Here is a 22,401-nt window from a genome sequence, read left to right on the forward strand (position 1 = left end):
CTCGCCCTCCGTCGTCCGCTCATCGGCTGCTCGCTTCCGCGCTGCCGGCTTCCGCTCCGGCGGTGCCGCCCTGGGTGGTGCCGCCCTGGGTGGCGCCGCTTGGAGTGACCAGGCAGACCGCGATGTTTCCCTCGGCCGCCGCCGTGACGACGGCGTGGACATGCCCCGCCGGTGCGCCGAGGGCGGCGGCCACGCGCGCCACCGGCTCCAGGGCGCCCGCGCCCGCCAGGACCCGCTCGGGCTTCCCGGCCGCCGTCCGCCCGCCGGGGGCCCGCTCGTCCAGCACCTTCTCCTCCAGCGCCGCCGCCACGGCCTCGCCGACCGGGGAGCCGTCCAGGACGGCGGTGACGGCCAGGGGCCGGTCGGGCCGGTGGCCGAGGGCGTCCAGCGCGTCCCGCAGCAGCGCCGCGGCCCGCTCGGCCCCCTCGGCGGAGCCGGCCACCCGCGGCGGCAGGAAGAACGAGCGGACACCCACCCGGCCCAGCGCCGCCGCCCCCCGGCTCCGGGCGGCCGTCTCGGGCTCCAGCACCAGCGCGACGGCTCCGGCCTCCGAGGTCTCCGCCCCCGGTTCGCCCTCGGGCAGCGCCTCCTCGGTGGCCCCGGCCAGCAGCCACCGGGCCCGGCCGGTGACGAGGGCGCGCCGGCCGTTCTGCAGCGCTTCGAGGCCCGCGACCCGGGGGCTGGTGAAGGTGAGGTTGAAGCCCTTGAGGTCGTGTTCGGTGGCCAGCCGGCTGCCGAAGAGGTTGATGGAGAAGTAGGGCGCGGTGACCGGGGACAGATCTTCGGCCCCGGTGGCGGTGACCGTACGGTCCATCGTGTGGTGCAGGGCGACGGCCGCGCTGTTGGTGCCCACCGCGGCGCCCCGCTCCTCGGGCCCGACCGCCTCCAGGGCGTCCGGGCCCGCCTGTGCCAGCGCGCGCTTGGCCGCGGCGAGGAAGTACTGGGAGGCGGCGGGCAGGTACTTGTAGCCGTGCCGGCCGAGCGCCGTACGGAAGTCGAAGCCGTCCGCGCCCACGGTGCCGATGCCCGTCACCACCAGGCCGACGGCCGGTTCGCTGCGCTCCGCCTCCTCGTTCGCCTCTCCGCCCACGCGGCGCGGAGGCGCGGCTTTCGTCGCCGTCGGCGGCCTGGCGGCCGCACGTGCGTCGCTCACGCGGCGGCCTCCCCGAAGACGAGCGAGATGTTGTTGCCCCCGAAGGCGTAGGCGTTGACCAGCCCGTACGCCCCGGTCATGGGCGCGGAGCCGGACGGCAGCGGCACCGCGCACTCCGGATCCGGCGTGCCGACCGGCACATTCGGCGGCAGCGTCTTGTGGTGCAGCACCAGGCTGGCGGCCAGCGCGGCGAACGCGCCCGCCGCGCCGCCGGTGTGCCCGATGAGCGCCTTGACGCTGTAGAGCGGCGTCCGGGGGGTCAGGGCGTCCAGTACCTGGCTCTCCACCACGTCGTTGAGCGCGGTGCCGGTGCCGTGCGGGATCACGAACCCCAGCCCGCCCGAGCCGGATTCGGCCCCGGACCCTGTCCCGGCCCCCGCCTCCCGCAGCGCCACGCGCATCGCGCGCTCGATCTGCTCACCGGAGGGCTCGGGGGCCGTCGGGTGGTAGGCGTCGCAGCTCCAGCCGGCGCCCGCCAGACGGCCGTAGACGGTGCGCGCGCCGCGCGCGCGGGCGTGCGCGGCGGACTCCAGGACGAGCACGGCGGCGCCCTCACCGAAGAGAGTGCCGCGCCGCTCGGCGGCGAACGGGCGGCAGCGCTCCGGGTCGATGGCGCCCAGCCGGTTGAAGCAGGCGAGGGCGACCCGGGAGTACGCCTCGGCGCCGCCCGCGATGACCACGTCGGCCTCGCCGGAGCGGATCAGATCCGCGGCCATCGAGAGCGCGTAGCCGCTGGCGGCGCACGCGTTGCTGACGCAGGTGTTGACGCCCTGCGCGCCGAACCACCCGCCGACCACCGAGGCCAGCGGAAAGGCGGGCGCCCAGCGGCCGGACGCGGGGGTCTCGCCGGTCCACCAGCCCTCGTGCAGATCCGTGTCGCCCATACCGGTACTCAGGGCGACGGCCACCCGGCGCGGATCGAGCCCGGCGTCCGTGGCGCCCGAGGCGTCCGGCCCCGGCAGCGCGGCGAGCCCCGCGTCGGCGACCGCCTCGCGCGCCGCCGCGAGCGCGAACCGGGAGCCGCGCCCCAGCGGCAGCCCGTCCTGCTCCTCGGGACCGTCCGGAAGGTCGGCCTCCGGCACCAGGTACATCAGCGGATGGTCCATGTGCGCGAGCGGATCGGGGACCCGCACCGGCGCGGTGTCCGCCGCGTGCATCCCCCGCCAGAAGGCGCCGGTGCCCGCGCCCAGCGGGGACAGCGCGCCGAGCCCGGTGACCAGTACGTCGTCCATCAGGTGCCGCTCTGCTTTCCGGCCAGCGCGTCCAGCACCCGCTGGTCGAAGGGGACCAGCCGCCAGTCACTGCGGTTCTCGATCACCGCGTAGCCGTGGGTGATCCGGCCGGTGGCGGTGAGGGTGAGCGCGCCGTCGCGGACGACGAAGCAGTCCATCCGGGCGGTGTAGGTGAGGTCCTTGAAGATCTCCTCCACCGTGTAGACGGTGTAGAGGTCCTCCTCCATCACCGCCTCGTCGATGACGCGCACCGAGGACTGGGGGACGACCGGTATCCACCTGCGGTCGTCCAGCAGGGTCTTGATGGAGATGCCGCGGTCCCGGACGAAGCGGTCCTTGGCCTCCTCCATCAGCCGCAGATAGCCGGACATCTGCAGCCGCTCGGTGAAGTGGCAGTACGGATAGGGGATGTTCCACTTCCAGGCGTAGGCGTTGCGGCCCTCGGTCAGCGAGGCCAGGACGGCGTCCTCGGCGCCGTCCGGCAGCGACACGCGGATCCGCGCGAGCTCGCCGGCGGCCCCCTCGGCCCCCAGCCGGTCCACCACGAACGGCGCGAATTCGGCGGGCGGTTCGGTGGGCTCCGGCAGATAGGCGTCGGCGCGCAGCGAGACCCGCACCTTGGCGGCGACGGCCTTGAGGACCGAGCCGCCGCGCTCCACGCGGAGGGTCACCCGGAAGCCGAGGGTGCGGTCGTCGTCGGCGGTGTCCGGCGTCACCTCGGCCTCGGCCACGTCGTCCATGTGGAAGGCGTGCAGGATGCGGGTCTCCAGGGCCACGACGTCCAGCCCGAGACCGTGCTCCTCGTACAGCCGGCGGGCGGGCGCCCCGGAGCCCGCGAAGTGCACCAGCACGGCTTCCTCGACGAGGTAGTTGACGTGTTTGAAGCCGATCCAGGTGCAGATGTTCGAGCCCTCGTAGCGCGGGCGCAGCCGGACGGTGGTGGCGTCCGTCAGCAGGGCTTTGGTCGACATCGGCGGGGCGGCGGCGGTCATCGGGAACACTCCATGGAGATAAGGGGGGCACGTGGAGGGTGCGGGTGGCACCGGTCGGGCGTGGGGCGCAGCAGCAGTCCGGCCACGGCGTCCGCGGTGTCGTCACCGCTGGTGATCAGCGCCTGGCGGGACGCGGGCACGGGCACCGGGCCCGGCGCGGCCCCGGGACCGGCGGCACAGGCGGTACCGCTCCCGGCTCCCGCTTCCGACCCGGCGGCTTCCGACCCGGCGGCTCGCCGTTCGGCGGCTTCCGACCCGGCGTCTCGCAGTCCGGCGGCTTCCGACCCGACGGCTCGCGGTCCGGCGGCTTGCGGTCCGGCGGCTTGCGGTCCGGCGCCGGGCGCAGCGTCCGTCCCGGCCTCGGCGCGGGCCAGCCAGCCGATGGCCGCCACGCACTGCAGCACCCCGAGGGCCCCGGAGGCCCGGCCCACCGCGCTGGTGACGTCGTAGCGCGGCACGGCCTCCGGCACCGGTACGGCCCCGTCGGTCCCGGCCCCGGCCCCGGTCCCGGCCCCGGTCCCGGCGGGCCCCTCGGCGTAACGCTCGGGGGTGAACCAGACGCCGGGCGCGGCGCCGCCGGGCAGCAGGGCCTCCACACAGCCGCTGAGCCCGGCCCGCCGTTGGTACCGGCCGAGGGTGGCGGCGGCGCGCGCCCCCCGGCCCTCGGCCCACCGGGCACCCTCGACCACGAGGGCCGCCGCGCCGTCCAGCAGCTCATCGGCGGACCGGCCGAGCAGATCCTCCACGACGGCGTTGTGCGTCTCCACGCCGATCACCACCGCGCGCCGGACCCGGCCCGCCGCGACCAGCGCGGCACCCCAGTGGACGGCGTCCAGACCGGATGTCGCCCCGTTGCACAGCATCAGGTTGGGGCCGCGCAGACCGTGGCGGATGGCGACCCAGGAGGCGATCACATTGCTGGAGGCGTTCGGCAGGCTCATGGGGCTGAGGTCCACGGCCGAACGCTCGGCGATGGCGGCGGCGGTGAGGCAGGCGGTGTCGAGGTTGCCCAGGTTGGAGCTGGCGACCACGCCGACGGTGTCGCCGGGCACCGTCACCTCCTCGCCGTCGGAGGGGATCAGACGGGCGTCCCGCAGCGCGTCGAGCGCTGCGCACAGCGCCAGCCGGGTGGCCCGGTCCTTGTAGCGGTGGCCGCGGCGACCGATCCGGGCGGCGGTGTCGAACGGTTCGGCGGCGGGTCCGGTGACGGCGCAGGCGGTGCGGCGCAGCAGCGCGTCGGGGGTGTCGGCGCCCGGGAGGGCCAGGCCGACGCCGGTGACGACGACTTCGCCGGGGCCTCGCGTCATCGGCCGGCCCTCTCCACGATGGCGACCGCGTTGACACCGCCGAAGCCGAACGCGTCGATCTGCGCGACCCGCAGATCCCCGCCGTCCCGCGCCTCCTCCCGGACGAACCGGAACGCCGCGGCCTCGGGCAGCGGTTCGGTCAGGCCCAGGGTGGGCGGTACCCGGCCCGACGCCAGGGACTCCAGCGCGACGATCAGGCTGAGCAGACCGGAGCCGCCCGAGGTGTGGCCGGTCATGGACTTGATGGCGGTCATCAGGGGCCCGCGCACTTCATGGCCGAAGACCTCGGCGATGGCGGCCGCCTCGGCGGCGTCGTTCAACTGGGTGCCGGTGCCGTGCAGCAGCACCAGATCGATGTCGCCCGGTTTGACGCCGGCCCGCCACTGCGCCTCGTGCACCGCCCGCGCGATGCCCCGGGGGTCGGGGGCGGTCACATGGCGCGCGTCGCAGTTCATGCTGACGGCGCGCACCCGGCCGAGCGCACCGGTCCCCGCGCCGGGCTCCTCCCGGCGCAGCACCACCGCCGCCGCGCCGTCGCCCATCAGCACCCCGCGGCGGTCCCGGTCGAACGGCCGGACGCGGTCGGGAGGTTCGCTGTTGACGCGGTCCAGCAGCCCGTACATCGACTCGGTGAGGGTGTCCACACCGGCCACCACCACGGTGTCCTCGGCCCCCGTGGTCAGCAGGTCGGCGGCGAGTGCGAGCGCGTAGAGGGAGGCCGAGCAGGCCCCGGAGAAGGTGTGGGTGCGCACCGCGCCGAAACGTGTCCGCAGTGCGGTGCCGAAGTGCAGCCGGCCGATGTCGAAGGGCGCGCCGTCGCGCCAGGCGAGTTCGGCGGAGCGCAGTTCCCGCAGCCCGGTGCCGACGAGGACGGGCACCTCGCTCAGGTCCTCGCCGAGCCCGGCCTGGGCCGCGGCCTCGCCGACCGCGCGCAGCAGCCAGTCGGTGGCGCGGCCCGGGAGGTCGGCGCCGGGTGCGGGGCGGTCGTCGATCTCGTACGCGTGGCGGGTCCGGTACCGCTCCCGGTCGAAGCCGCGCAGTTCGCCGAGTCCGCTGATGCCGGCGCACAGAGCCTGGAAGACCTCGTCGACGCCCTCGCCCACGCTCGCCACGGCTCCGGCGCCGGTCACCAGCTGACTCATGCCCAGTCCGCTCGGCTCTTGCCGAAGATGACGACGGCGTTGTTGCCGCCGAAGGCCAGGCCGTTGTTCTGGACCACCTTCAGATCGGCGTCCACGGCCTGGTTGGGCACACAGTCCAGACCGCATTCCGGGTCGGTCTCTTGGTGGTTGATGGTCGGCGGGATGAAGCCCTCGGTGAGCGCGAGGGCGCAGGCGATCGAGGCCAGCGCCCCGGCGGCGCCCATGGAATGGCCGATCATCGACTTGATGGAGACCGTGCGCGGCGGGGCGGCGTCCCCGAACACCTGGCGGATGGCGCGGGCCTCGGTGATGTCGTTGGCCTTGGTGCCGGTGCCGTGCGCGGAGATGAAGTCGACCTCGTCCGGCTTGACGTTGGCGTTGTCGAGGGCCAGCCGCATACAGCGGGCCACGCTGTCCTGGTTGGGGGCCACGGGGTGGTCCGCGTCGCAGTTGAGCCCGTAGCCGAGGACCTCGGCGTAGATACGGGCGCCCCGGGCCAGCGCCGACTCCAGGCTCTCCAGCACCAGGATGCCCGCGCCCTCGCCGGTGAGGATGCCCTTGCGGTCCTTGTCGAAGGGCCGGCAGCGCTCGGGGGCGATGGTGCCGAGGCGGTAGAAGCCGGTGAAGGTCTTACGGCACAGGGCGTCGGCCCCGCCGCACAGCGCGAGGTCCACGTCCCCGGCGCGGATGGCGTCGAAGCCGTAGCCGATCGCGTAGTTCCCGGCGGCGCATGCGGTGGGGAGGGTGACCGCCTCGGCCCGGGTGAGACCGAACTCCTGGGCGATCGCGCTCGAAAGCCGTCCGGCGGGCACCCGCCGGGCGACCGTGGGATCCATCCGCTCCGGCCCGAGGTCCACTTCCTCCTCGACCAAATGGTCCAGGTCCCTGGACTCGCCGTCGGTGGTGCCGACGGAGATCAGACAGGGGATGTCGCGCAGCGCGCTCTCCGACTCGGCGAATCCGGCGTCGGCCACCGCCATACGGGCCGCCGCGACCGAGAACCGACTCGCCCGGCCCAGGGTCCGTACATCGAGATTTCGAATCCACCGGTCCGGCTCGAAATCCTTGACCTCACACGCCGTAGAGCGGTCGAAGCCCTCCGTGTCGAACGCGGTGATGGGGCCCGCCGCGCTCTTCCCGGCGCGCAGTCCGGCGAGGAATTCCGCCGCGCCGATGCCGATCCCGGACACCGCACCGAGGCCGGTGACGACGACCCTGCGACCCGGCTCACCACGCATTTCGCCCTGCCTTCCGAGAGACCGCCTGGATCCGGCGGTCACCAGCCCGCCGCGCCGGAGACAACCTCGTAGACGCCTTGAAGGTTCACCATCCGGCTGAGTTCGGACTGCTCTATGACGATATTGAAGTTCTTCTCCAAAGCCGCGAGTATTTCAATGGCACGCAGTGAATCCGCGTCATGCTCTTCTTTGAAGAGACTGGTCTCAGTGACCTCGTCGGGGTCGATCTCAAGAATATCGGTGACGATTTCCTTGATGGTTTCACGACGCTCTTCGACGATGGCGGTCATTACCGCGCACCTCCATTTTCGGGCATGGGCAAAGCGACGAAGCTTCCGCTGACGCTAGGCGCCGGTAGAGGAGGGGACAACCCCAGAGTCCACTAGCTGTCACGCGCCGGGTGAACACCAGCATTCGACTGGTCCGGGTGTCATAAAGCTGCAGACGGCAGCCGGTTACCCCGCGGTCAGAAGTTGAATTCTGCAGGAAGCTGCCAGGTCGTCAGTGGACAGAAGCGTGCCAATAGCGTTCAAACCACCAACAACCCGGCTGCTGCCCGGGTGTGCGGACCGCCCCCTAGTCGGGGTCGGACTCCATCAGCCCGGCGCGCACGGCGCGCACTCCGGCCTGGAACCGCGATTCGACCTGCAGGTCCCGCATGATGTCAGCCACATAGCGACGGTAGGTACGCACCGAAAGGCCGAGTTTGCGGGCCGCGGCGTCGTCCTTGTAGCCCTCGGCCATCAGCTTCAGCACCTCGCGCAGCACCCGGCCGCGCGCGCCGCCCTCGAACGACAGGGGCCGCATCGGGCGCTGGGCCGTGTCCCACATGCCGCTCAGCAGCTGATGCAGCATATCGGCCACGGTCGAGTTCTGGATCATCGAGGCGCGGGAGCCGCCGGGCTCGCCCGGCGAGGCGTCGGGCGCGATGACCGCCGCTCCGTCCACGACCACCAGCTCCTGCCGCACGCCCTCACAGACGCGCACCTCCAGCCGCGCCACGGTCCCCACCGAGCGCTGCCAGGCCGCGCCCCGGATGACGCCCGGCGGGCAGAGCATCCGGGTCCTGACCCCCTTGCCCGCCAGCTGGGCGAGCGTCTGTCCGACCAGCCGGGCGTGGTCATCGCCCGTCACCTCGGGCAGGCTCCAGATCACATCCCGCTCGGCGCGCAGCACCAGCCGCGCCACCCACCCGGCCACGGCCTCCCCGGCCACCGGCAGTTCGGCGGACGCCGAGGCCAGCGCGGAGCGGCGGTGGTGGTGCACTGCGGACTCCAGCAGGCGTAACGCCTGGCCCAGCGTCTCCTCCAGGTTGTCCGACCCCATGTCCGGCTCCGTTCGAACCGCTCTCCCCGCGCCGACCTCCGCGTCAAATCCGTCAATAGGCACTCGCCCATTTGGTTGATTTCCGAAATGGCTCAAAGGACACCCCCGTTCCCTTTCCGGGAACAGTAACGAGCCCCCTGGCACACGGCAAGGAAGATCGTTCCTTATGGGACACTTCCCGCCGGGAAATACCCGCGTGTTCCGGCCACGACACCTCCCCGTGCCGGGAAGGGGCTGCGCCCCCGCTCGGCGGATTGGTAACTTCCTCTAGAGCCAGCACGCCATCCCTTGCCATACGACGCGGACCCCCCCACCTTCCCCAGGGTCCCGAAAGGCGCCGCCCCCATGGCTGCACAGAACACCGCGACCACCGATGCCGCGCAGGCCGGTTCCGCGCACTCCCCCACCGGCCGGCAATGGCTCGCGCTCTCGGTGCTCGTCCTGTCCCAACTCGCGGTGTGGCTGGACAACACCGTGCTCAACGTGGCCCTCAAGACCCTCGCCGATCCCGACGAAGGGCTCGGGGCGAGCCCCAATCAGCTCCAGTGGAGCATCAGCTCCTACACCCTGGTCTTCGCGGTGCTGCTGTTCACCGGCGGTGTGCTCGCCGACCGCTACGGCCACCGCCGCTTACTGCTGACCGGCATGGTGCTCTTCGGCGCGGCCTCCGCCTGGGCCGCCTACTCCGGCTCGGCCACCGAACTCATCGTGGCCCGCGGCGCGATGGGCATCGGCAGCGCCCTGATCATGCCCGCGACCCTCGCCCTGATCGCCCAGGTCTTCGACGAGCGGCACCGGGCCACCGCCATCGCGATCTGGTCGGGTTCCAGTGGAATCGCGATCGCCACTGGGCCGATGCTCAGCGGAGCGCTGCTCGACCACTTCTGGTGGGGGTCGGTCTTCCTGGTCAATGTGCCGATCGTGGTGCTGTGCGTGGCCGGTTCGTTCGTCTTCCTGCCCGGTGTGGTCACCCGGGTGCGGCAGAAGTTCGACCCGCTGGGCGTGGTGCTCTCCACCGCCGGGCTCTTCGCCATCGTCTGGGGCGTCATCGAGGGCGGCCACCGCAACGACTGGACCGATCCGGCCATCGTCGCCTCGCTGGCCGGGGGCGTGCTGCTGGTCGTGGTCTTCGTCCTCGTCGAACTGCGCGTCGCCAACCCCAGCTTCGACGTCCGGCTCTTCCGTGACATCCGCTTCACCGGCGCCAGCGTCGCCGTCATGCTCACGTTCTTCGGGCTCAACGGCTCGATGTACTACACCAGCTTCTATCTGCAGGGCGTCCAGGGACAGACGCCGCTGGAGTGCGGGCTGTCGATCGCCCCGGTCGCCCTCGGTGTGCTGCTGGGCGCCCCGCTCTCGGCCAAGCTGGTACGGAACCACGGGGTGCGCCCGGTCGTCACCGCGGCCATGCTGATCGCCACCACCGGCTTCGTCGCCTACGTCTTCCTGGACGAGAGCAGCGGACTGCCGCTGTTCTGGGTCTTCCTCATCCTCCAGGGCCTGGGCATGGGTGCCGCCGTCGCGCCCACCACCGAGGCGATCATGGCCATCCTCCCCGCCGACCGGACCGGCGCCGGCTCCGCCGTCAACAACTCGCTGCGGCAGATCGGCGGGGTCCTCGGAGTGGCGGTCCTCGGCTCCGTCCTGGTCAGCGTCTACCGCGACCGGGTCACCCCCCGGCTGAGCGGGCTGCCCTCCGGTGCCGCCGACACCGCCGGGGAGTCGCCCGAGGCCACCCGGCTGCTCGGCGCGAAGATGCGGCTGCCCCGGCTGTCGGACATCGCCGACGAGGGGTTCGTCCACGCGATGCACGTGGCCTCCATCGTCGGCGCGGCCGCCGCCGCGGCCGGAGCCGTGATCATCTGGTGGGCGTTCCGCAGGACGTCTTCCGGTGCGCGATCCAGCATGTGATCGTTCTTCCTTGCCACCCCTGTCGCCCCGGCATAGCCTCCCGGCACAACGTCCGTAATCCGGAAGGCAGTTCACATGCGTACAGCTGTCATCACGGCGGCAGGCCGGGTGGAGACCAGAGACATACCTGTCCCCGACATCGGTGACTCCGAGGTGCTGGTACGCATCGCGGCCTGCGGTATCTGCACCATGGAGGCCAATCTCTACGCGGGCCGGATGGCGGTCTATCCGGCCGCCGCCGGACATGAGATCTCCGGCTGGGTGGAGCGGATCGGCGCCAAGGCCGCCGCACTGGAGGACATGCCCGCCGTCGGCTCCCTCGTCACCCTCGACGGACTGCCGCGCTGCGGAGCCTGCCGCAGCTGCCGGCGCGGCCAGACCGCCATCTGCGTGGCACTCCAAGGGCACAAGCGCGAGGACGGCGCGATCACCATGGGCGCCGGGCTCGCCGAATACATCGTCCTGCCCGCCTCGCGGGTGTGGTCGGTCGGCGACACCGACCCCGCCGTCGCCGCCATGGGCGAACCACTGGCCTGCGTGGTCCACTCGCTGCGCCGCGGCGGCTTCCGCGCCGGGGACCGGGTCACCGTCATCGGCGCCGGCTATATGGGCCATCTCCACTTCGCCGTCGCCGCGCAGCTGCAGGCCCGCGGGGTCGCGGTGGTCGAACGGGACGAGCAGCGGCTGGCCGCCATCGCGGCGGCGGGCGCCGACGCGGCCGTCACCCCCGAGGACATCGGCCAACTGCCCCCGGCGGACGTGGTCGTCGTGACCATCGCGTCCAAGGAGGCCATCGCCGCCGCTCTCGCCGCGGTCGCCGACGGCGGCACCATCGTCCTCTACGGCGGCGGCCCCGGCGGCCCGCCCGCCGAGCTCCCCGGCTACGAGGTGCACCGCCGCCAGCTCACCGTCACCGGCTCCTTCAGCCATGAGCCGGACGACTGGCGCGCCGCCGCCGAGCTGCTGCGCGGCGGCCGGCTGGCCGCACGGCTGGAGACGCTGGTCACGGCGCGCTACCCGCTGGACGAGGTCGAGAAGGCGCTCAAGCAGGCCGCCGAAACCCCCGTCTACCGCGTGGTCGTCACGCCGTAACGGCTCCGCTTCGGCCGCATCGCGAACAGAGCCGCCCACAGAGTCCCCCACAGAAAGGATTCACCTCCGTGTCCCTGCGCGTAGGCGTGCAACTCCACCCCCAGCACACCGGAATCGCCGAGCTGCGCACCGCGTGGCGCGAGGCCGACGCCCTCGGGGTCGACTCGCTGTGGACCTGGGACCACTTCCTGCCGCACACCGGCGACCCCGCCGGGCGCCACTACGAGTGCTGGTCGCTGCTGTCCGCGATGGCGGTCGAGACCCAGCGGGCCACCATCGGGCCGCTGGTGAGCTGCACCGCGTTCCGCAATCCGGATCTGCTGGCGGACATGGCCCGCACCGTCGACCAGCTCAGCGGCGGGCGGCTGGTGCTCGGGCTGGGCGCGGGCTGGTTCGAGGCCGAGCACACCGAGTACGGGCTGCCCTTCCCCGGACCGGCCGGGCGCATGGACGCCTTCGCCGCGTCCGTCACCGCCGTCAAGGAGCGGCTGGCCAAGCTCAACCCCGGCCCCGCGGGCCCGCTTCCGCTGCTGATCGGCGGCGCCGGGCGGCGGCGCACCCTGGAGCTGGTGGCCCGCGAGGCCGACTGGTGGAACTGGTACGGCTGGGCCTCCGAGGACCCGGTCGCCGACTTCCGCGAGCTCAGCGGCGTCCTGGACCAGTGGTGCGAGCGGGTCGGCCGGGACCCGGGCCAGGTCGCCCGCACGGTCATGGTCAACCCGGACCAGCTGCCGCTCGTCGAGGGATTCGCCGAGGCCGGGGCGGTCCATGTGGTGCTCTCCCTCCCGGCCCCGTACGACCTGCGGAAGGCCGAGGAGCTGCTCAAGGTGCGCGCCGCGCTCACCTCGTGACGGCCCTCCGCGCGACGGCGCCCCGCACGCCCCTGGGGCGCCGCTTCGGTCTGCTCATGGGCGCGCTGCTGCTGTCCAGCCTGGGCAACGGGCTGTGCTTCCCGTTCACCTCGATCTACATCAGCCAGTTGCTGGGGCTCGGCGGCCGGGCGGCGGGCGGCTACTTCATCGCGATGGCCACGGCCAGCTTCGCCGCCGCCCTGGCCGGCGGTCCGCTGGCCGACCGGGGCAGCCCGCACCGGGTGGGCGCGCTGGGCGCCGCGGCGCTGGCGGCCGGATACGCCCTGCTGGCACCGGCCGGCTCGGTGCCGCTGGTGCTCGCCTCGGGGGTGTGCGTCGGGGTCGGCTTCGGGCTCTTCTACGCCTCGATCGTGGGCATCGTGGACACGGCCGTCCCCGAGAGCGGCCGCCGCGCGGCCTTCGCCATCCGGCACATCGTCAACAACGCCGGGATCGGCCTGGGCTCGGTCGCGGCTGGGCTCGCGCTGCACGGCGCGGACACCCCGGCGGGGACGCTGCGCTGGCTGTACCTGGCCAACGGACTGGCGGCGCTGCCGCTGATCGCGGTGATCCTGGGCGTACGGCCCCGGGCCAGGACCGCGGCGAGGGAACGGCCCGGCGGCGCACAGCCGTCCGGGCCCGGGCCGACCTATCGCTCCCTGCTGCGCGCCCGCCCCATGGCCCTGCTGATCCTGGCCCAAGCGCTCTTCGCGATCGTCGGCTTCACGCAGATCGAGGCGACCGTACCGCTGCTGTTGCACGACCGGATGGCGGTCACACTGGGCTGGGTCAGCGTGGTGGTCGCGGCCAACTCCTTCGCCCTGATCGCCCTGCAGCCGCTGCTGCGCGGCCGGCTGGAGCGGCTGCCGGAGACCGTGGTCCTGGCGGGCGGACCGGTGCTGTGGGCGGTGGCGTTCGGCTGCGGTCTGGGCGCGGCCCTGGCCGGACAGGCGGCCCCGGCCGCCGTGCGGTACGGGCTGCTGCTGGCCTTCGCGGTGGTCTTCGCGGCGGGCGAGCTGATGTACTCCTCCGCCTTCTATCCGCTGCTGCTGCGCTGGTCGGGCGAGGAAGCGGTGGGCCGGGCGAGCGCGCTCGCGTCGCTGGCCTGGAACCTGGGCACGGCCTCCGGGCCACCGATCGGGCTGTTCATCGTCGCCCACGCCTCGGCGACGGGCGGCTGGCTGGCGCTCGCGCTGGGCGCGGCGGCCGCGTTCGCCGTGACCGCCGCGCTGCGTGGGCGGGCGGCGGACACCTGAACCGTCCGCCGCGCCCCGAACTCTCCTCAGGACTTCACGACTTGGGGAGATACGACGTGTCGTAGGCGTCCTCCGGCGTGACCGTCTTCTCCAGGAGCCCCTGGTCGTACATGAAGTCGGCCATCCGGGTCCAGGTCTGCGGATCGATCGCGCCCAGCTCGCCCTGGTCGTTCTTCATCAGCGGCGCGGTGGCCTTGAGCACCGCGCGGGCGTTGTTCCGCTGCTTCTCGCCGCGCAGCCCCGGTACGTACTTCTCGCTGAGCTCGATGGCCTCGTCCTGGTGGTCGATCGCATAGCGCAATCCGCGCAAAGAGGCGTCGACGAACTTCCCGATGTCGTCACCGCGCTTGTCGAGCGTCTTCTTCTTGGCGCCCAGACCCACGCCCACCAGCTGATCTCCGGCCGCGCCCGAGTCGAGGGTAATCGACCGGACGTCCTTGCCGGCCTCCTTGAACGAGACGGCGTCATTGTTGAGATAGCCCATCACCCCCTCCACCTTGTTTCCGGTGAGGGCCGCCTGCTGGGTGAAGCCGATGTTCTGCACCTTGGCATCCTTGGTGGAAAGACCGCCCTCCTTGAGGAGCGCCAGCAACCCGAAATAGGTCTCACCGAAGGGACCGGGAGTGCCGATCTTCCGGCCCTTGAGGTCGGCGGGGGTGCGGATGTCGGAATCCTTGGGCACGATCAGCCCCACCGGATATTTCTGGTAGAAGGTGGCGATATCCACGACGGGCACATTTTTGGCGCGCGCCTGGAGCATCTCGTCACCGCCCGCGTAGATCACATCTTCCTTGCCCGAGGAGAGGGCCCCGAAGAGATCTTCGGCCGCGCCGTGGTGGCGCAGCGTCACATGGAGTCCGGCGTCCTTGTAGTAGCCCTTTTCGGCGGCCACATAGAACGGGGAGAACTGGATGTTGGGGGTGTAGGTCAGCCCCACCGTGATGCTTGCCCCGCCCTTGTCCCCCGCGTCCTTCGGCTCCTCGGCGCATGAGGTCAAGGTGGCCAGGGCCACCATGGAAGCGAGGGCCGCGCCCATAACCCGGTGTCTGCGAGCACGCCTCATGGACGTCTGCACGAAACGCACGTACTTCTCCTCTGGGATGAAAGTTGTCAGTCGCGCTGAACGAGCCGCTCGACCAGGCGGACCATTCCGTACAGGACGGCGGCGAGAAGGCCGAGCATGACGAGCGTCGAGAACAGTCCGATGGTGTCGGCCTCCTGGCGCTGCACCGACAGCAGCTGCCCCAGTCCGTCGCCGCCCATCACGAATTCGCCGACGACCGCGCCGGTGATGGAGAGCGTGAGGCCGTTGCGCACCCCCGCGAGGACGCTGGGCAGGGCGAGCGGAAGCTCGATGTACCAGAGCATCCCCCACCACCCCACCCCGTCCACCCGCGCGGCCCCCATCACATCGGGGTCCAGCGAACGCAGCCCCAGCACGGTGTTGACGAGGATGGGGAAGAAGACCAGCAGTGCGCAGAGGACCGCGATGGGCAGCAGTCCGTAGCCGATCCACAGGGCCAGCAGGGGGGCCAGCGCCACCGCGGGCATGGCCTGCGAGGCGGCCACATACGGCTGCAGCGCGGCCGCCGCGAGCTCACTGCGGGCGATCAGATAGCCGAGCGGCAGCGCCACTCCGATCCCGATACCGCTGCCCGCCAGCGCCTCCCACACCGTCTCCTTGGTGTAGTCGACGAGATCACCGTGGAACACGTCGTCGAGGAAATGCCGCGCGAGGTCGAGCGGAGCCGGAAGATAGAACTCCGCAACGGCGCCGGTCCGGGTCACGATGTCCCAGACGACAAGCAGCAGCAGCCCAAATGCCAGCGGCGGCAGCACACCCCGGAACAGCGTTCTCCGCCGGTCGGCGGAGGCTGTACCGGATGCCGATCCGGTCATTTTCCGGCTGTCACCGGCCCATGATTTCTCACCATTTCCGCCGCTGTCGCCGGTCTTTCGCGCATGTCCCGGTCGGGGTGAATGCGGCTCGTCCGTACTCGGCTCGCCGTCCGCGCCCGCCGTGGCGGTCGCGCCCCTTCCGTGCCCTTCGGTCATCCCCAAATCCCCTTGCATTACCGGCTGTTGCCAGATCTCGGCACGCCCGCAGGCAACCTATCGCCAGCACGCTCCGGATCACAATGTCGATGGGGAAAACGAAATAATCATGTTGATGTATTTCCGAGGATGCCGAGCTCAGTGGCGCGCACCCCCGCCTGGAAACGGGAGTTGGCCTCCAGCAGCTCCAGGATCCCGGTGACATAGCGGCGGTACGTACGCACCGAGATCGCCAGGTCGCGGGCGGCGGCCTCGTCGGTGACCCCGTCGCGCAGCCGGGCCAGCACCCGCCGCACCATTTCGGTACGGGCGCGGTTGCCGAAGTCGAGCGGACGGGCGGCGGGCACCGCACCGCCCCAGATGGAGCCGAACATGCCGTACAGGGTGGCGACCACCACCGGGTCCTCGACGACCGAGGTCTGCCGCCCCTCCTCGGCCTCGGTGCACACCAGGGCGGTCCGGCCGTCGGCGATCACCGCGGTGGGCAGCGCCACCGCCGCGATCCGCACCTGCACGGGGCGCGCGGCCGCGTCGGCGCCGGGCGCCTCGGCGGGCGGCGCGGGCCCGGGGATGGGCCGCGGCACGGGCCCGGGCGACGCTCCGGTGGCGGCCCCGGGGCCGGTCGCGGAAACGGCGGGCCCGGCTCCGGCGGTTCCGGAACCGGCAGCGGATCTGCCGCGCAGCACCCGCACCCCAACCGGGTCGCCGAGGTCCTCCACCAGCGCGCCGAGCGCGGCCTGCGCCGGCGCCATCCGGGCCGAGCACTCGGGGAAGACGGCGTCCACGCTCCGCCCCGCCTGGCCGATCACCTCCTCGGCGGCGGCGAGGAACGCGGCGTCCTCCACCCCCACCTCGGTGAACCGCGCGTCCCGGCTCCGCCGCGCGCGGTGCTGGATCACCGTGGACTCGATGAGGTCCCGTACCTCCCGTAGCGTCCCCTCCAGCATGTCCCCCGCGAGCGCGGCCTCCGGTCCAGGATCGCGTCCGCGGTGCTTCATGTCGACATTCCCGTACTTCCCGCCTCGTGACGTGGTCAAGGTCTCGAGCGCCGTCAGTGACGGCCGGGCAGCAGCCCCAATTCCACCGCCCGCACCCCCGCCTGGAAGCGGGAGTTGGCCCCCAGCTCCCGCATGATCTCCGCGACGTACCGGCGGTAGGTGCGCAGGGAGACCTGCATCGTGCGCGCCGCCACCTCATCGGTGTGGCCGGTGCGCAGACACTCCAGGATTCGCCGCACGGACTCCGGGCACAACCGCCCGCCCAGCCGCGGATGGTCCGCGAGCGCCACGGCGTTCCCCCAGGTCCCGGCGAACATCATCTCCAGGGCCCGCACCGTGGCAGGGTCCTCCACCAGCGACGCCTGCCCCGGGCCCCGCCCCGGCTCCGACGGTCCCCTTCTGAGGTAGACCACCTGGCCGTCGATGAGCAGCGCCTCGGGTAACGGCGGCAGCCCGCCGTCACTGATCCGGATCTCGCACCGCGGATCGGTGCGCGCCAGCGCCCGCACCGCGCCCGAGGCCAGCACCGGCTCCTCGCACAACAGCCGTACGACGACGGCGCGCCGGCTCCCCCTGGCCGGGCGGGCGAGCGCGGCGCAGACGGCCCGCGTCTGCTCCTCGTTCCCCGACAACACCACGCTGACGGTCCGCTCGGCGCAGTCGACCAGGGTGTCGACGACCTCGGCGAGCGGCACCTTCCCCAGAGCCGCCCCCGCCCAGGAGTCCTGGGCCAGCTCCCTCCGGTGCCGGGTGACCGTCGACTCGATCAGATCACGGGCGGCCAGCAGCGCGTGCTCGACATAGTCGACGGCGCCTGACGAGGGAGTCTCCGTGCTCAGCGGCGAAGGCTCGGACACCCTCACAAGACCAACCATGACTTCCCCTGCCGGGCGACAGTGACCTGGTTATGCGAATACCGGCCTGATTCTCGTCAATTTCGCTGCCCCGAATTGCCGAGGCGGCATTGTGCGAAATCCATGACGACACTAATTCGCACACAGCGACCACGTCAACGCGGGGCGTGAGGTAAAGAGTTGACCAAACCGGGTGCGGCGGCTCGTATCTTACGGCCGCGCCACCGGTACGCCGGGGGCGCATGTCCACAAGTTACCGGCGAGTCCGGGTTCCGCACGCGGCGGGACTACGGACCGCAGCGATTCGACCCCGTTCGACGACGCGGAGTGGGGAATGGTGTCCGGTTGCTGCCAGCTCGGCACCGGACGTCCCCTCCCTCGCCCCCGGGCGGCCGCCGGGATCAGCCGAAGCTGATCGGCCCGTGGAAGTCCCGTCCCTGGATGACCGGGCCGGTGATGCGGGCGTTGCCCGCGATGGTGTTGTGCACGGCGTCCGCCTCCCCGGCCGGCTTGCCGTGCTCCCGCATCCAGGAGGCCAGGTCACGGCCGAACTCCGGGTCCTGCCGGGCCCGTTCGACCAGCAGATCGGCCAACTGGCGCAGCCGCTCGCCGTCGTCGTACGGAATCGCCACCGGCTCCGGCTCACCGGCCGGCTCGCCCTCGCCCCGCCGCAGCACCCTGCGGACCAGCGTGCCGAAGGACTCCAGGGCCCGCCGCCCGGCCTCGCCGCCGGCGCCCGACACCGCCGCGTTCACCGCCGTGACCAGCGCTCCCGCGGTCACCGGGTCCATGGCCCACCCCCTGCCCTCGTGCGCGGCTCTACGCTACTCGCGCCGCAGGTCACGGTTCCACCGATTCCGCGTGCAGGGTGAACCAGACGGTCTTGCCCGTCGGGGTGAGGTCCGTGCCCCATTCATGGGCGGTCTTGCTGAGCAGGAACATTCCCCGGCCGCTCTCGGAGAGGAAGTCCGGCTCCTTGACCACCGGCAGCGCCGACTCGGAGTCGCTCACCGCCGCGCGGATCCCGTGCGGAAGCTTCTCCAGGGTGAGGACGCATTCGGGAGAGGCCGCGTGCTTGTGGACGTTGGACAGCAGCTCGGTGACGCACATCCCCGCCGCGCTGATCAACTCCTCGCGCCCCCACAGCCGCAGGCGCGCACCGACGGCACGGCGAATGTCGGCAAGCATCCGCGGATGAGCGCGAAGGCGCAGTTCGTATCGCTGCGAGATGTTCTCAGCCATATGATCCGGGGCCCCTCCACACCACGGCGCGCTGCCGTGTCCCCTAGCGATCCTGGCCTATGGAACGTCCCACTCGCAATGTTTCGACCCAGTCGTACAAGACTGGCATATGCCCGGCTGGTAGGCGTAGTTGGCAATACGACAGACTGGCGACATGTCCTACCAGCCAGTGCCCACCGTTCGGCGCAGGCGCCTGGGCTCCACGCTGCGACAGCTGCGCACCGAAGCGGGGATGACACTGGACGCGGCGGCCGCGGCGCTCAATGCGGCCGCGAACGGATCGGCCGACGCCCGCCGCTGGACCGCGCCGAAACTCTCCCGGATCGAGAACGCCAACGCCACGATCCGCGCCGCCGAGGTCGAAACGCTGCTGAGGGCCTATGCCGTCACCGACCCCACCACCCGTATCGCCTTGGAGGGACTGGCCAAGGACGCGGGCAAACGCGGCTGGTGGCAGACCTACCGTGGCGTCGTCGCCCCCGCCTACGCCGACTACATCTCGCTGGAGAGCGACGCGGAAAGCGTCCGCGACTACACCCCGCTGGTGGTCCCCGGTCTGCTGCAGACGGCCGACTACGCTCGCGAGACCATCGCGGCGAACGCCGTGGCCCGCACCGCCGCCGAGGTCGACGCCCTGGCCGAGGTGCGCCTGGCCCGCCAGGCCGTCCTCACCCGCTCCCGCCCGCTGCGGCTGTGGGCCGTCATCCATGAGGCGGCGCTGCGCCGCCGGTTCACCGGGCAGCCCGGCATCATGGCCGCTCAGCTGCGGCGGCTGCTGGAGGTGGCGGAGTGGCCCACCGTCACGCTGCAGGTGATGCCGATCGACGCGGCACCCAATCCGGGGGACGCGGGCGCGTTCACACTCGTGGCCTTCCCGGGGCCGATGCCGGATGTGGTCACCCAGGAGAACCTGCGCGGCCCCTCGTACGTCGAAGGAGTCGACGACGTCAACGTCTTCGCCGACGCCTTCGGCCACATCGTGGACTGCGCGCTGTCCACGGATGAGACGAAGGCCCTCATCGCTGGTCTGGTATGAGAAAGAGGGCCCCACATATGAACACCTCTGAAACGACCACGCACCACCGCCCCCACTGGCGCAAGTCCTCGTACTCCGCGGGCGAGGGCCAGTGCGTCGAGGTCGCCGTCGCCGGTGGCCGCGTCCAACTGCGGGAGAGTGACGCCCCCGGCACGGTCCTGACCACCGTGCCACCGGTCCTGGCCGCCTTCGTCCGCAGCGCGAAGGCGGGCGCGTTCGACGCCTGATCGTCACGTCGGTGCGGTGCCGTCCCGGGACGGCACCGCACCCACCCGCACTACCGGATCGACCGGATCGACCGGATCGACCGGACAACGATCAGAACTGGACGTCCGAGCAGGCGTAGAAGGCGTTCGAGGTGTCCGCGATGGTCCACACGGCGAGAATCACATGTCTGCCGCTCTTACCGCTCGGGATGGTGCCCGAGTGGGAGAGCGTGGACGGCGGACGCTGGCCGTTGTACGGAACGGTCAGGAAGGGCTGGGACTCCAGGCTCGCACGGGTGAGCTTCTGGCTGGGGTTCCAGCCGTTCTTGGTGATGTAGTACTTGAAGTCCGTGGTCGCGTGGGAGGCCGTGAACCGCCAGTTGAAGGTGTAGCTCCGGCCGGCGGTCATCCTGGTCGCGGGCCAGTTGCCGCCCCGCGGGTCGTCGAGCTGGGAGAACCGGCTGTTGCCGCCCGCACAGATCGAGCCGTCCGCGGGACCGCCGGACGGGAAGCCCTTCGGGCCCTCGACGCTCTGGGGCTCGTACTGGATGTCACCGCAGCCCGTCACCGAGCCGTTGGCGCACAGCTTCTGGCGGCTGATGGGTGAGTCGGTGTAGCCGTGGCTGGAGGCGCTGCCGCCGGTCGCGAGGACGGAAATCGCCGCGAGACCGATGCCGATGACGGCGGCGCTGATCTTCTTGCGCATGCTTCGCTCCTGAAGACGTGGGGAGTGCTTCGATGAGCCGTGCACGGCGGTCTAGACCAAGTGGAGAGTATCCAGGGCCAATAGTCATGTCCATACCAATGACGCAAGGCCGCGGCGCGGCTCGCGGCACCCTGAGCACGGCCCGAGGCCGGGCCCGACCACCACCCAAGGTCGGGTAGAATTTCCACGTCAGCAGGCGCCGCTAGCTCAGTTGGTTAGAGCAGCTGACTCTTAATCAGCGGGTCCGGGGTTCGAGTCCCTGGCGGCGCACCAGTACCCATATCGCTGACCTGGGCGTCCTCGGCTTCCGAGGGCGCCCATTGTTCATGGCGGCCGCGACCGTCGAATAGTCTCCTTTTGATGTGTCAATCAGCCCCAAACAGTGCTAGTCACGACCCAAGACCTGCCGAAGATGACATGTAAGCTGCCCATATGTCTCTGTCGCACGCACTGCTGGGCCTCCTCGCCATCGAGCCCGCGAGCGGCTACGAACTGAGCAAGGAGTTCGAGCGCGACCTCGGGCGGTACGCCTGGCAGGCCGGCCACACGAGCGTGTACCCCGAGCTGATCCGGATGGCGGAGCAAGGGCTCGTCGAGGTGACGCATGAGGGCGCTCGCCGTAGCCGGACCTACGCGGTCACGGACAAGGGCCGCGAGGAGCTGAGGGAGTGGCTGCTCGCGCCATGGGGGCAGGGCGTGGTGCGCAATGAGCAGGTCCTGCGGTTGTTCCTGCTCGAAGCGCTGGAGCCGGACGAGACCGTCACCGCGCTGCGCGGCCTTGTCGAGCACGCCGAGGGGCGCATCTCCGAACTCCGCAGGCTCCGTGAGGAACAAGACGCCGAGCCACGACAGGGCCGCGACACTCTCGGGCAGCTCGCCGCCGAGTACGGCCTGCGCCAGTACCAGGCGACGCACGACTGGGCGCTATGGGCCATCGAACACGTGAACAAGCGCCAGGGGCCCGATTCGGCATAGCCTCCGCCGCGGCCCCAGCCGACGCCCCCGTCGCTCGTCCGGCAGCCGGTTGCTGAACGAGGGGGGATTCGGCCACCGCGGGCCGTCACCTCCAGTCGCTGAACCGGCGTGCCCGCCGCTGCCGCCTGCGATCGCGTATGAGGTCCAGCGGATCGCCCTGACGCCCGTCGGCGTACGGCGCCGCCGGGCCGGCGCCGCCCGGCCGCCCGGGGGCCTCGTCGTCCAGCGGCGGAGGCGCGAACCGCTGCGACACCTGTTCCGGGAATGTCCTGCCATCCCGCTCCGGGGCGAACGCCATGCCGGAGGACATCACGCGCGGGACGAGGACGAGCGCCTGCCCGAGCCGGTTGACGCCCAGCATCAGCAGAATGGTCGCCGAGGACGCCGCCACCTTCGCGTCCACCACGTGGGCGACGGCCATCATCCCCACGCGGGTGACCACCAGCGAGGCCCACAGCCACAGGCCGACCGCCGGCATCCGCGCCCACAGCACACCGGCGCGCCGGTCCAGCCGGATGGCCACGCCCTGTGCCGCGCCGATGGCCGCGGCCAGCAGCGCGCCGACGACCAGGCACACCACGTCGATGGAGGTCGGGTGGCGGTCGTGCCGACTCAGGTCGGCTATGCCGATCACGGTGAGGACCACGGGGAGCAGCATCAGCCGCCGGCCGGTGAGTGCCTCTCCCCGCAATTGGCGCGCGATGAGGGCCACGACGACCGCCACGGCGGCCAAAACCTCGAAGAAGCTCATGCCTGCACACTATATGTCAGTCTCGACATGTCAAAGCCGATGCAACCAGAGCCCACCGTGAGCAGAGTCCGCACGGTT

The 22,401-nt window shown here is 71.7% G+C and carries 23 protein-coding genes and 1 tRNA gene; 8 read left to right on the top strand and 16 right to left on the bottom strand.

The features are described 5' to 3' along the window. Positions 1-19 precede the first annotated feature (19 nt). The 8 genes from AS97_RS18560 to AS97_RS18595 form a co-directional block, all read right to left on the bottom strand. The gene (locus AS97_RS18560) at positions 20-1,153 is read right to left on the bottom strand and encodes a beta-ketoacyl synthase N-terminal-like domain-containing protein (RefSeq protein ID WP_210565303.1); all 1,134 of its coding nucleotides are present in this window, start codon (positions 1,151-1,153) and stop codon (positions 20-22) included. Then, positions 1,150-2,385 carry a beta-ketoacyl synthase N-terminal-like domain-containing protein gene (locus tag AS97_RS18565; protein ID WP_210565304.1) on the bottom strand — a complete coding sequence of 412 codons (1,236 nt, stop codon included), beginning with the start codon at positions 2,383-2,385 and terminating at the stop codon, positions 1,150-1,152. Before AS97_RS18565 ends, AS97_RS18560 begins: the two co-directional genes overlap by 4 nt. Next, positions 2,385-3,377: a thioesterase family protein gene (locus AS97_RS18570; RefSeq protein WP_059148469.1), complete on the bottom strand. Its 993-nt coding sequence runs from the start codon at positions 3,375-3,377 to the stop codon at positions 2,385-2,387. The genes AS97_RS18565 and AS97_RS18570 overlap by 1 nt, the downstream gene beginning before the upstream one ends. Then, the gene (locus tag AS97_RS18575; protein ID WP_210565305.1) at positions 3,374-4,684 is read right to left on the bottom strand and encodes a beta-ketoacyl synthase N-terminal-like domain-containing protein; all 1,311 of its coding nucleotides are present in this window, start codon (positions 4,682-4,684) and stop codon (positions 3,374-3,376) included. The genes AS97_RS18570 and AS97_RS18575 overlap by 4 nt, the downstream gene beginning before the upstream one ends. Further along, the gene (locus AS97_RS18580) at positions 4,681-5,826 is read right to left on the bottom strand and encodes a beta-ketoacyl synthase N-terminal-like domain-containing protein (RefSeq protein WP_086705657.1); all 1,146 of its coding nucleotides are present in this window, start codon (positions 5,824-5,826) and stop codon (positions 4,681-4,683) included. The genes AS97_RS18575 and AS97_RS18580 overlap by 4 nt, the downstream gene beginning before the upstream one ends. Further along, entirely contained in the window at positions 5,823-7,064 is a 1,242-nt protein-coding gene (locus AS97_RS18585; RefSeq protein WP_059148472.1) for a beta-ketoacyl-[acyl-carrier-protein] synthase family protein, read from the bottom strand. Before AS97_RS18585 ends, AS97_RS18580 begins: the two co-directional genes overlap by 4 nt. 38 nt (positions 7,065-7,102) lie before the next feature. Beyond that, positions 7,103-7,354 carry an acyl carrier protein gene (locus AS97_RS18590; RefSeq protein ID WP_059148473.1) on the bottom strand — a complete coding sequence of 84 codons (252 nt, stop codon included), beginning with the start codon at positions 7,352-7,354 and terminating at the stop codon, positions 7,103-7,105. A gap of 286 nt (positions 7,355-7,640) precedes the next feature. Beyond that, positions 7,641-8,390 (bottom strand): helix-turn-helix transcriptional regulator, encoded by a 750-nt coding sequence (locus tag AS97_RS18595; RefSeq protein WP_059148474.1) that lies wholly within the window; start codon positions 8,388-8,390, stop codon positions 7,641-7,643. A gap of 345 nt (positions 8,391-8,735) precedes the next feature. Here AS97_RS18595 and AS97_RS18600 point away from each other — a divergent pair, with 345 nt between their 5' ends. From AS97_RS18600 to AS97_RS18615, 4 genes are all read left to right on the top strand, one after another. Beyond that, positions 8,736-10,301 (top strand): MFS transporter, encoded by a 1,566-nt coding sequence (locus tag AS97_RS18600; protein WP_059148475.1) that lies wholly within the window; start codon positions 8,736-8,738, stop codon positions 10,299-10,301. A gap of 75 nt (positions 10,302-10,376) precedes the next feature. Next, a complete protein-coding gene (locus AS97_RS18605) occupies positions 10,377-11,393 on the top strand; it encodes an alcohol dehydrogenase catalytic domain-containing protein (protein ID WP_086705655.1) in 1,017 nt (338 codons plus the stop codon). A 68-nt stretch (positions 11,394-11,461) separates the two neighbouring features. Beyond that, a complete protein-coding gene (locus AS97_RS18610; RefSeq protein WP_014060993.1) occupies positions 11,462-12,244 on the top strand; it encodes an LLM class F420-dependent oxidoreductase in 783 nt (260 codons plus the stop codon). After that, on the top strand, positions 12,241-13,500 hold the full coding sequence (locus AS97_RS18615) for an MFS transporter (protein WP_247204413.1): 1,260 nt from the start codon (positions 12,241-12,243) through the stop codon (positions 13,498-13,500). The genes AS97_RS18610 and AS97_RS18615 overlap by 4 nt, the downstream gene beginning before the upstream one ends. Before the next feature lie 34 nt (positions 13,501-13,534). Here AS97_RS18615 and AS97_RS18620 read toward each other — a convergent pair whose 3' ends face one another. From AS97_RS18620 to AS97_RS18645, 6 genes are all read right to left on the bottom strand, one after another. After that, a complete protein-coding gene (locus AS97_RS18620; protein WP_063805014.1) occupies positions 13,535-14,536 on the bottom strand; it encodes an ABC transporter substrate-binding protein in 1,002 nt (333 codons plus the stop codon). A gap of 74 nt (positions 14,537-14,610) precedes the next feature. Beyond that, positions 14,611-15,174, bottom strand: a complete 564-nt coding sequence (locus AS97_RS47420) for an ABC transporter permease subunit (RefSeq protein ID WP_247204815.1) — start codon at positions 15,172-15,174, stop codon at positions 14,611-14,613. A 488-nt stretch (positions 15,175-15,662) separates the two neighbouring features. Then, complete coding sequence (locus AS97_RS18630; protein ID WP_086708199.1) at positions 15,663-16,553, bottom strand: LuxR family transcriptional regulator; 891 nt, start codon at positions 16,551-16,553, stop codon at positions 15,663-15,665. Between the two features lie 53 nt (positions 16,554-16,606). Then, a complete protein-coding gene (locus AS97_RS18635) occupies positions 16,607-17,410 on the bottom strand; it encodes a hypothetical protein (protein ID WP_247204414.1) in 804 nt (267 codons plus the stop codon). A gap of 398 nt (positions 17,411-17,808) precedes the next feature. After that, positions 17,809-18,198: a hypothetical protein gene (locus AS97_RS18640; protein WP_059148480.1), complete on the bottom strand. Its 390-nt coding sequence runs from the start codon at positions 18,196-18,198 to the stop codon at positions 17,809-17,811. A gap of 49 nt (positions 18,199-18,247) precedes the next feature. Beyond that, the gene (locus tag AS97_RS18645) at positions 18,248-18,649 is read right to left on the bottom strand and encodes an ATP-binding protein (RefSeq protein WP_059148481.1); all 402 of its coding nucleotides are present in this window, start codon (positions 18,647-18,649) and stop codon (positions 18,248-18,250) included. Positions 18,650-18,803: 154 nt separating this feature from the next. Between AS97_RS18645 and AS97_RS18650 the strand changes: the two genes are divergently transcribed. Beyond that, positions 18,804-19,685 (top strand): helix-turn-helix transcriptional regulator, encoded by an 882-nt coding sequence (locus AS97_RS18650; RefSeq protein ID WP_210565307.1) that lies wholly within the window; start codon positions 18,804-18,806, stop codon positions 19,683-19,685. A 17-nt stretch (positions 19,686-19,702) separates the two neighbouring features. Continuing rightward, a complete protein-coding gene (locus AS97_RS18655) occupies positions 19,703-19,912 on the top strand; it encodes a DUF397 domain-containing protein (RefSeq protein ID WP_125760684.1) in 210 nt (69 codons plus the stop codon). A 91-nt stretch (positions 19,913-20,003) separates the two neighbouring features. Here AS97_RS18655 and AS97_RS18660 read toward each other — a convergent pair whose 3' ends face one another. Further along, positions 20,004-20,597, bottom strand: coding sequence for a lytic polysaccharide monooxygenase (locus AS97_RS18660; protein WP_086708195.1), 594 nt, complete (start codon positions 20,595-20,597; stop codon positions 20,004-20,006). A 196-nt stretch (positions 20,598-20,793) separates the two neighbouring features. On the opposite strand from AS97_RS18660, the gene AS97_RS18665 reads away from it, so the two are divergent. Together AS97_RS18665 and AS97_RS18670 are read left to right on the top strand one after the other, a co-directional pair. Then, positions 20,794-20,870 (top strand) — tRNA-Lys (locus AS97_RS18665). A 159-nt stretch (positions 20,871-21,029) separates the two neighbouring features. Next, complete coding sequence (locus tag AS97_RS18670; protein ID WP_210565308.1) at positions 21,030-21,572, top strand: PadR family transcriptional regulator; 543 nt, start codon at positions 21,030-21,032, stop codon at positions 21,570-21,572. 85 nt (positions 21,573-21,657) lie between these two features. Here the strand turns inward: AS97_RS18670 and AS97_RS18675 are convergent, their stop codons facing one another. Next, positions 21,658-22,323, bottom strand: a complete 666-nt coding sequence (locus AS97_RS18675; RefSeq protein WP_086708193.1) for a hypothetical protein — start codon at positions 22,321-22,323, stop codon at positions 21,658-21,660. Between the last annotated feature and the right edge of the window lie 78 nt (positions 22,324-22,401).

Origin of the sequence: Streptomyces sp. AgN23 (assembly GCF_001598115.1) — a bacterium.
GTDB classification, from domain to species: Bacteria; Actinomycetota; Actinomycetes; order Streptomycetales; family Streptomycetaceae; genus Streptomyces; species Streptomyces antimycoticus.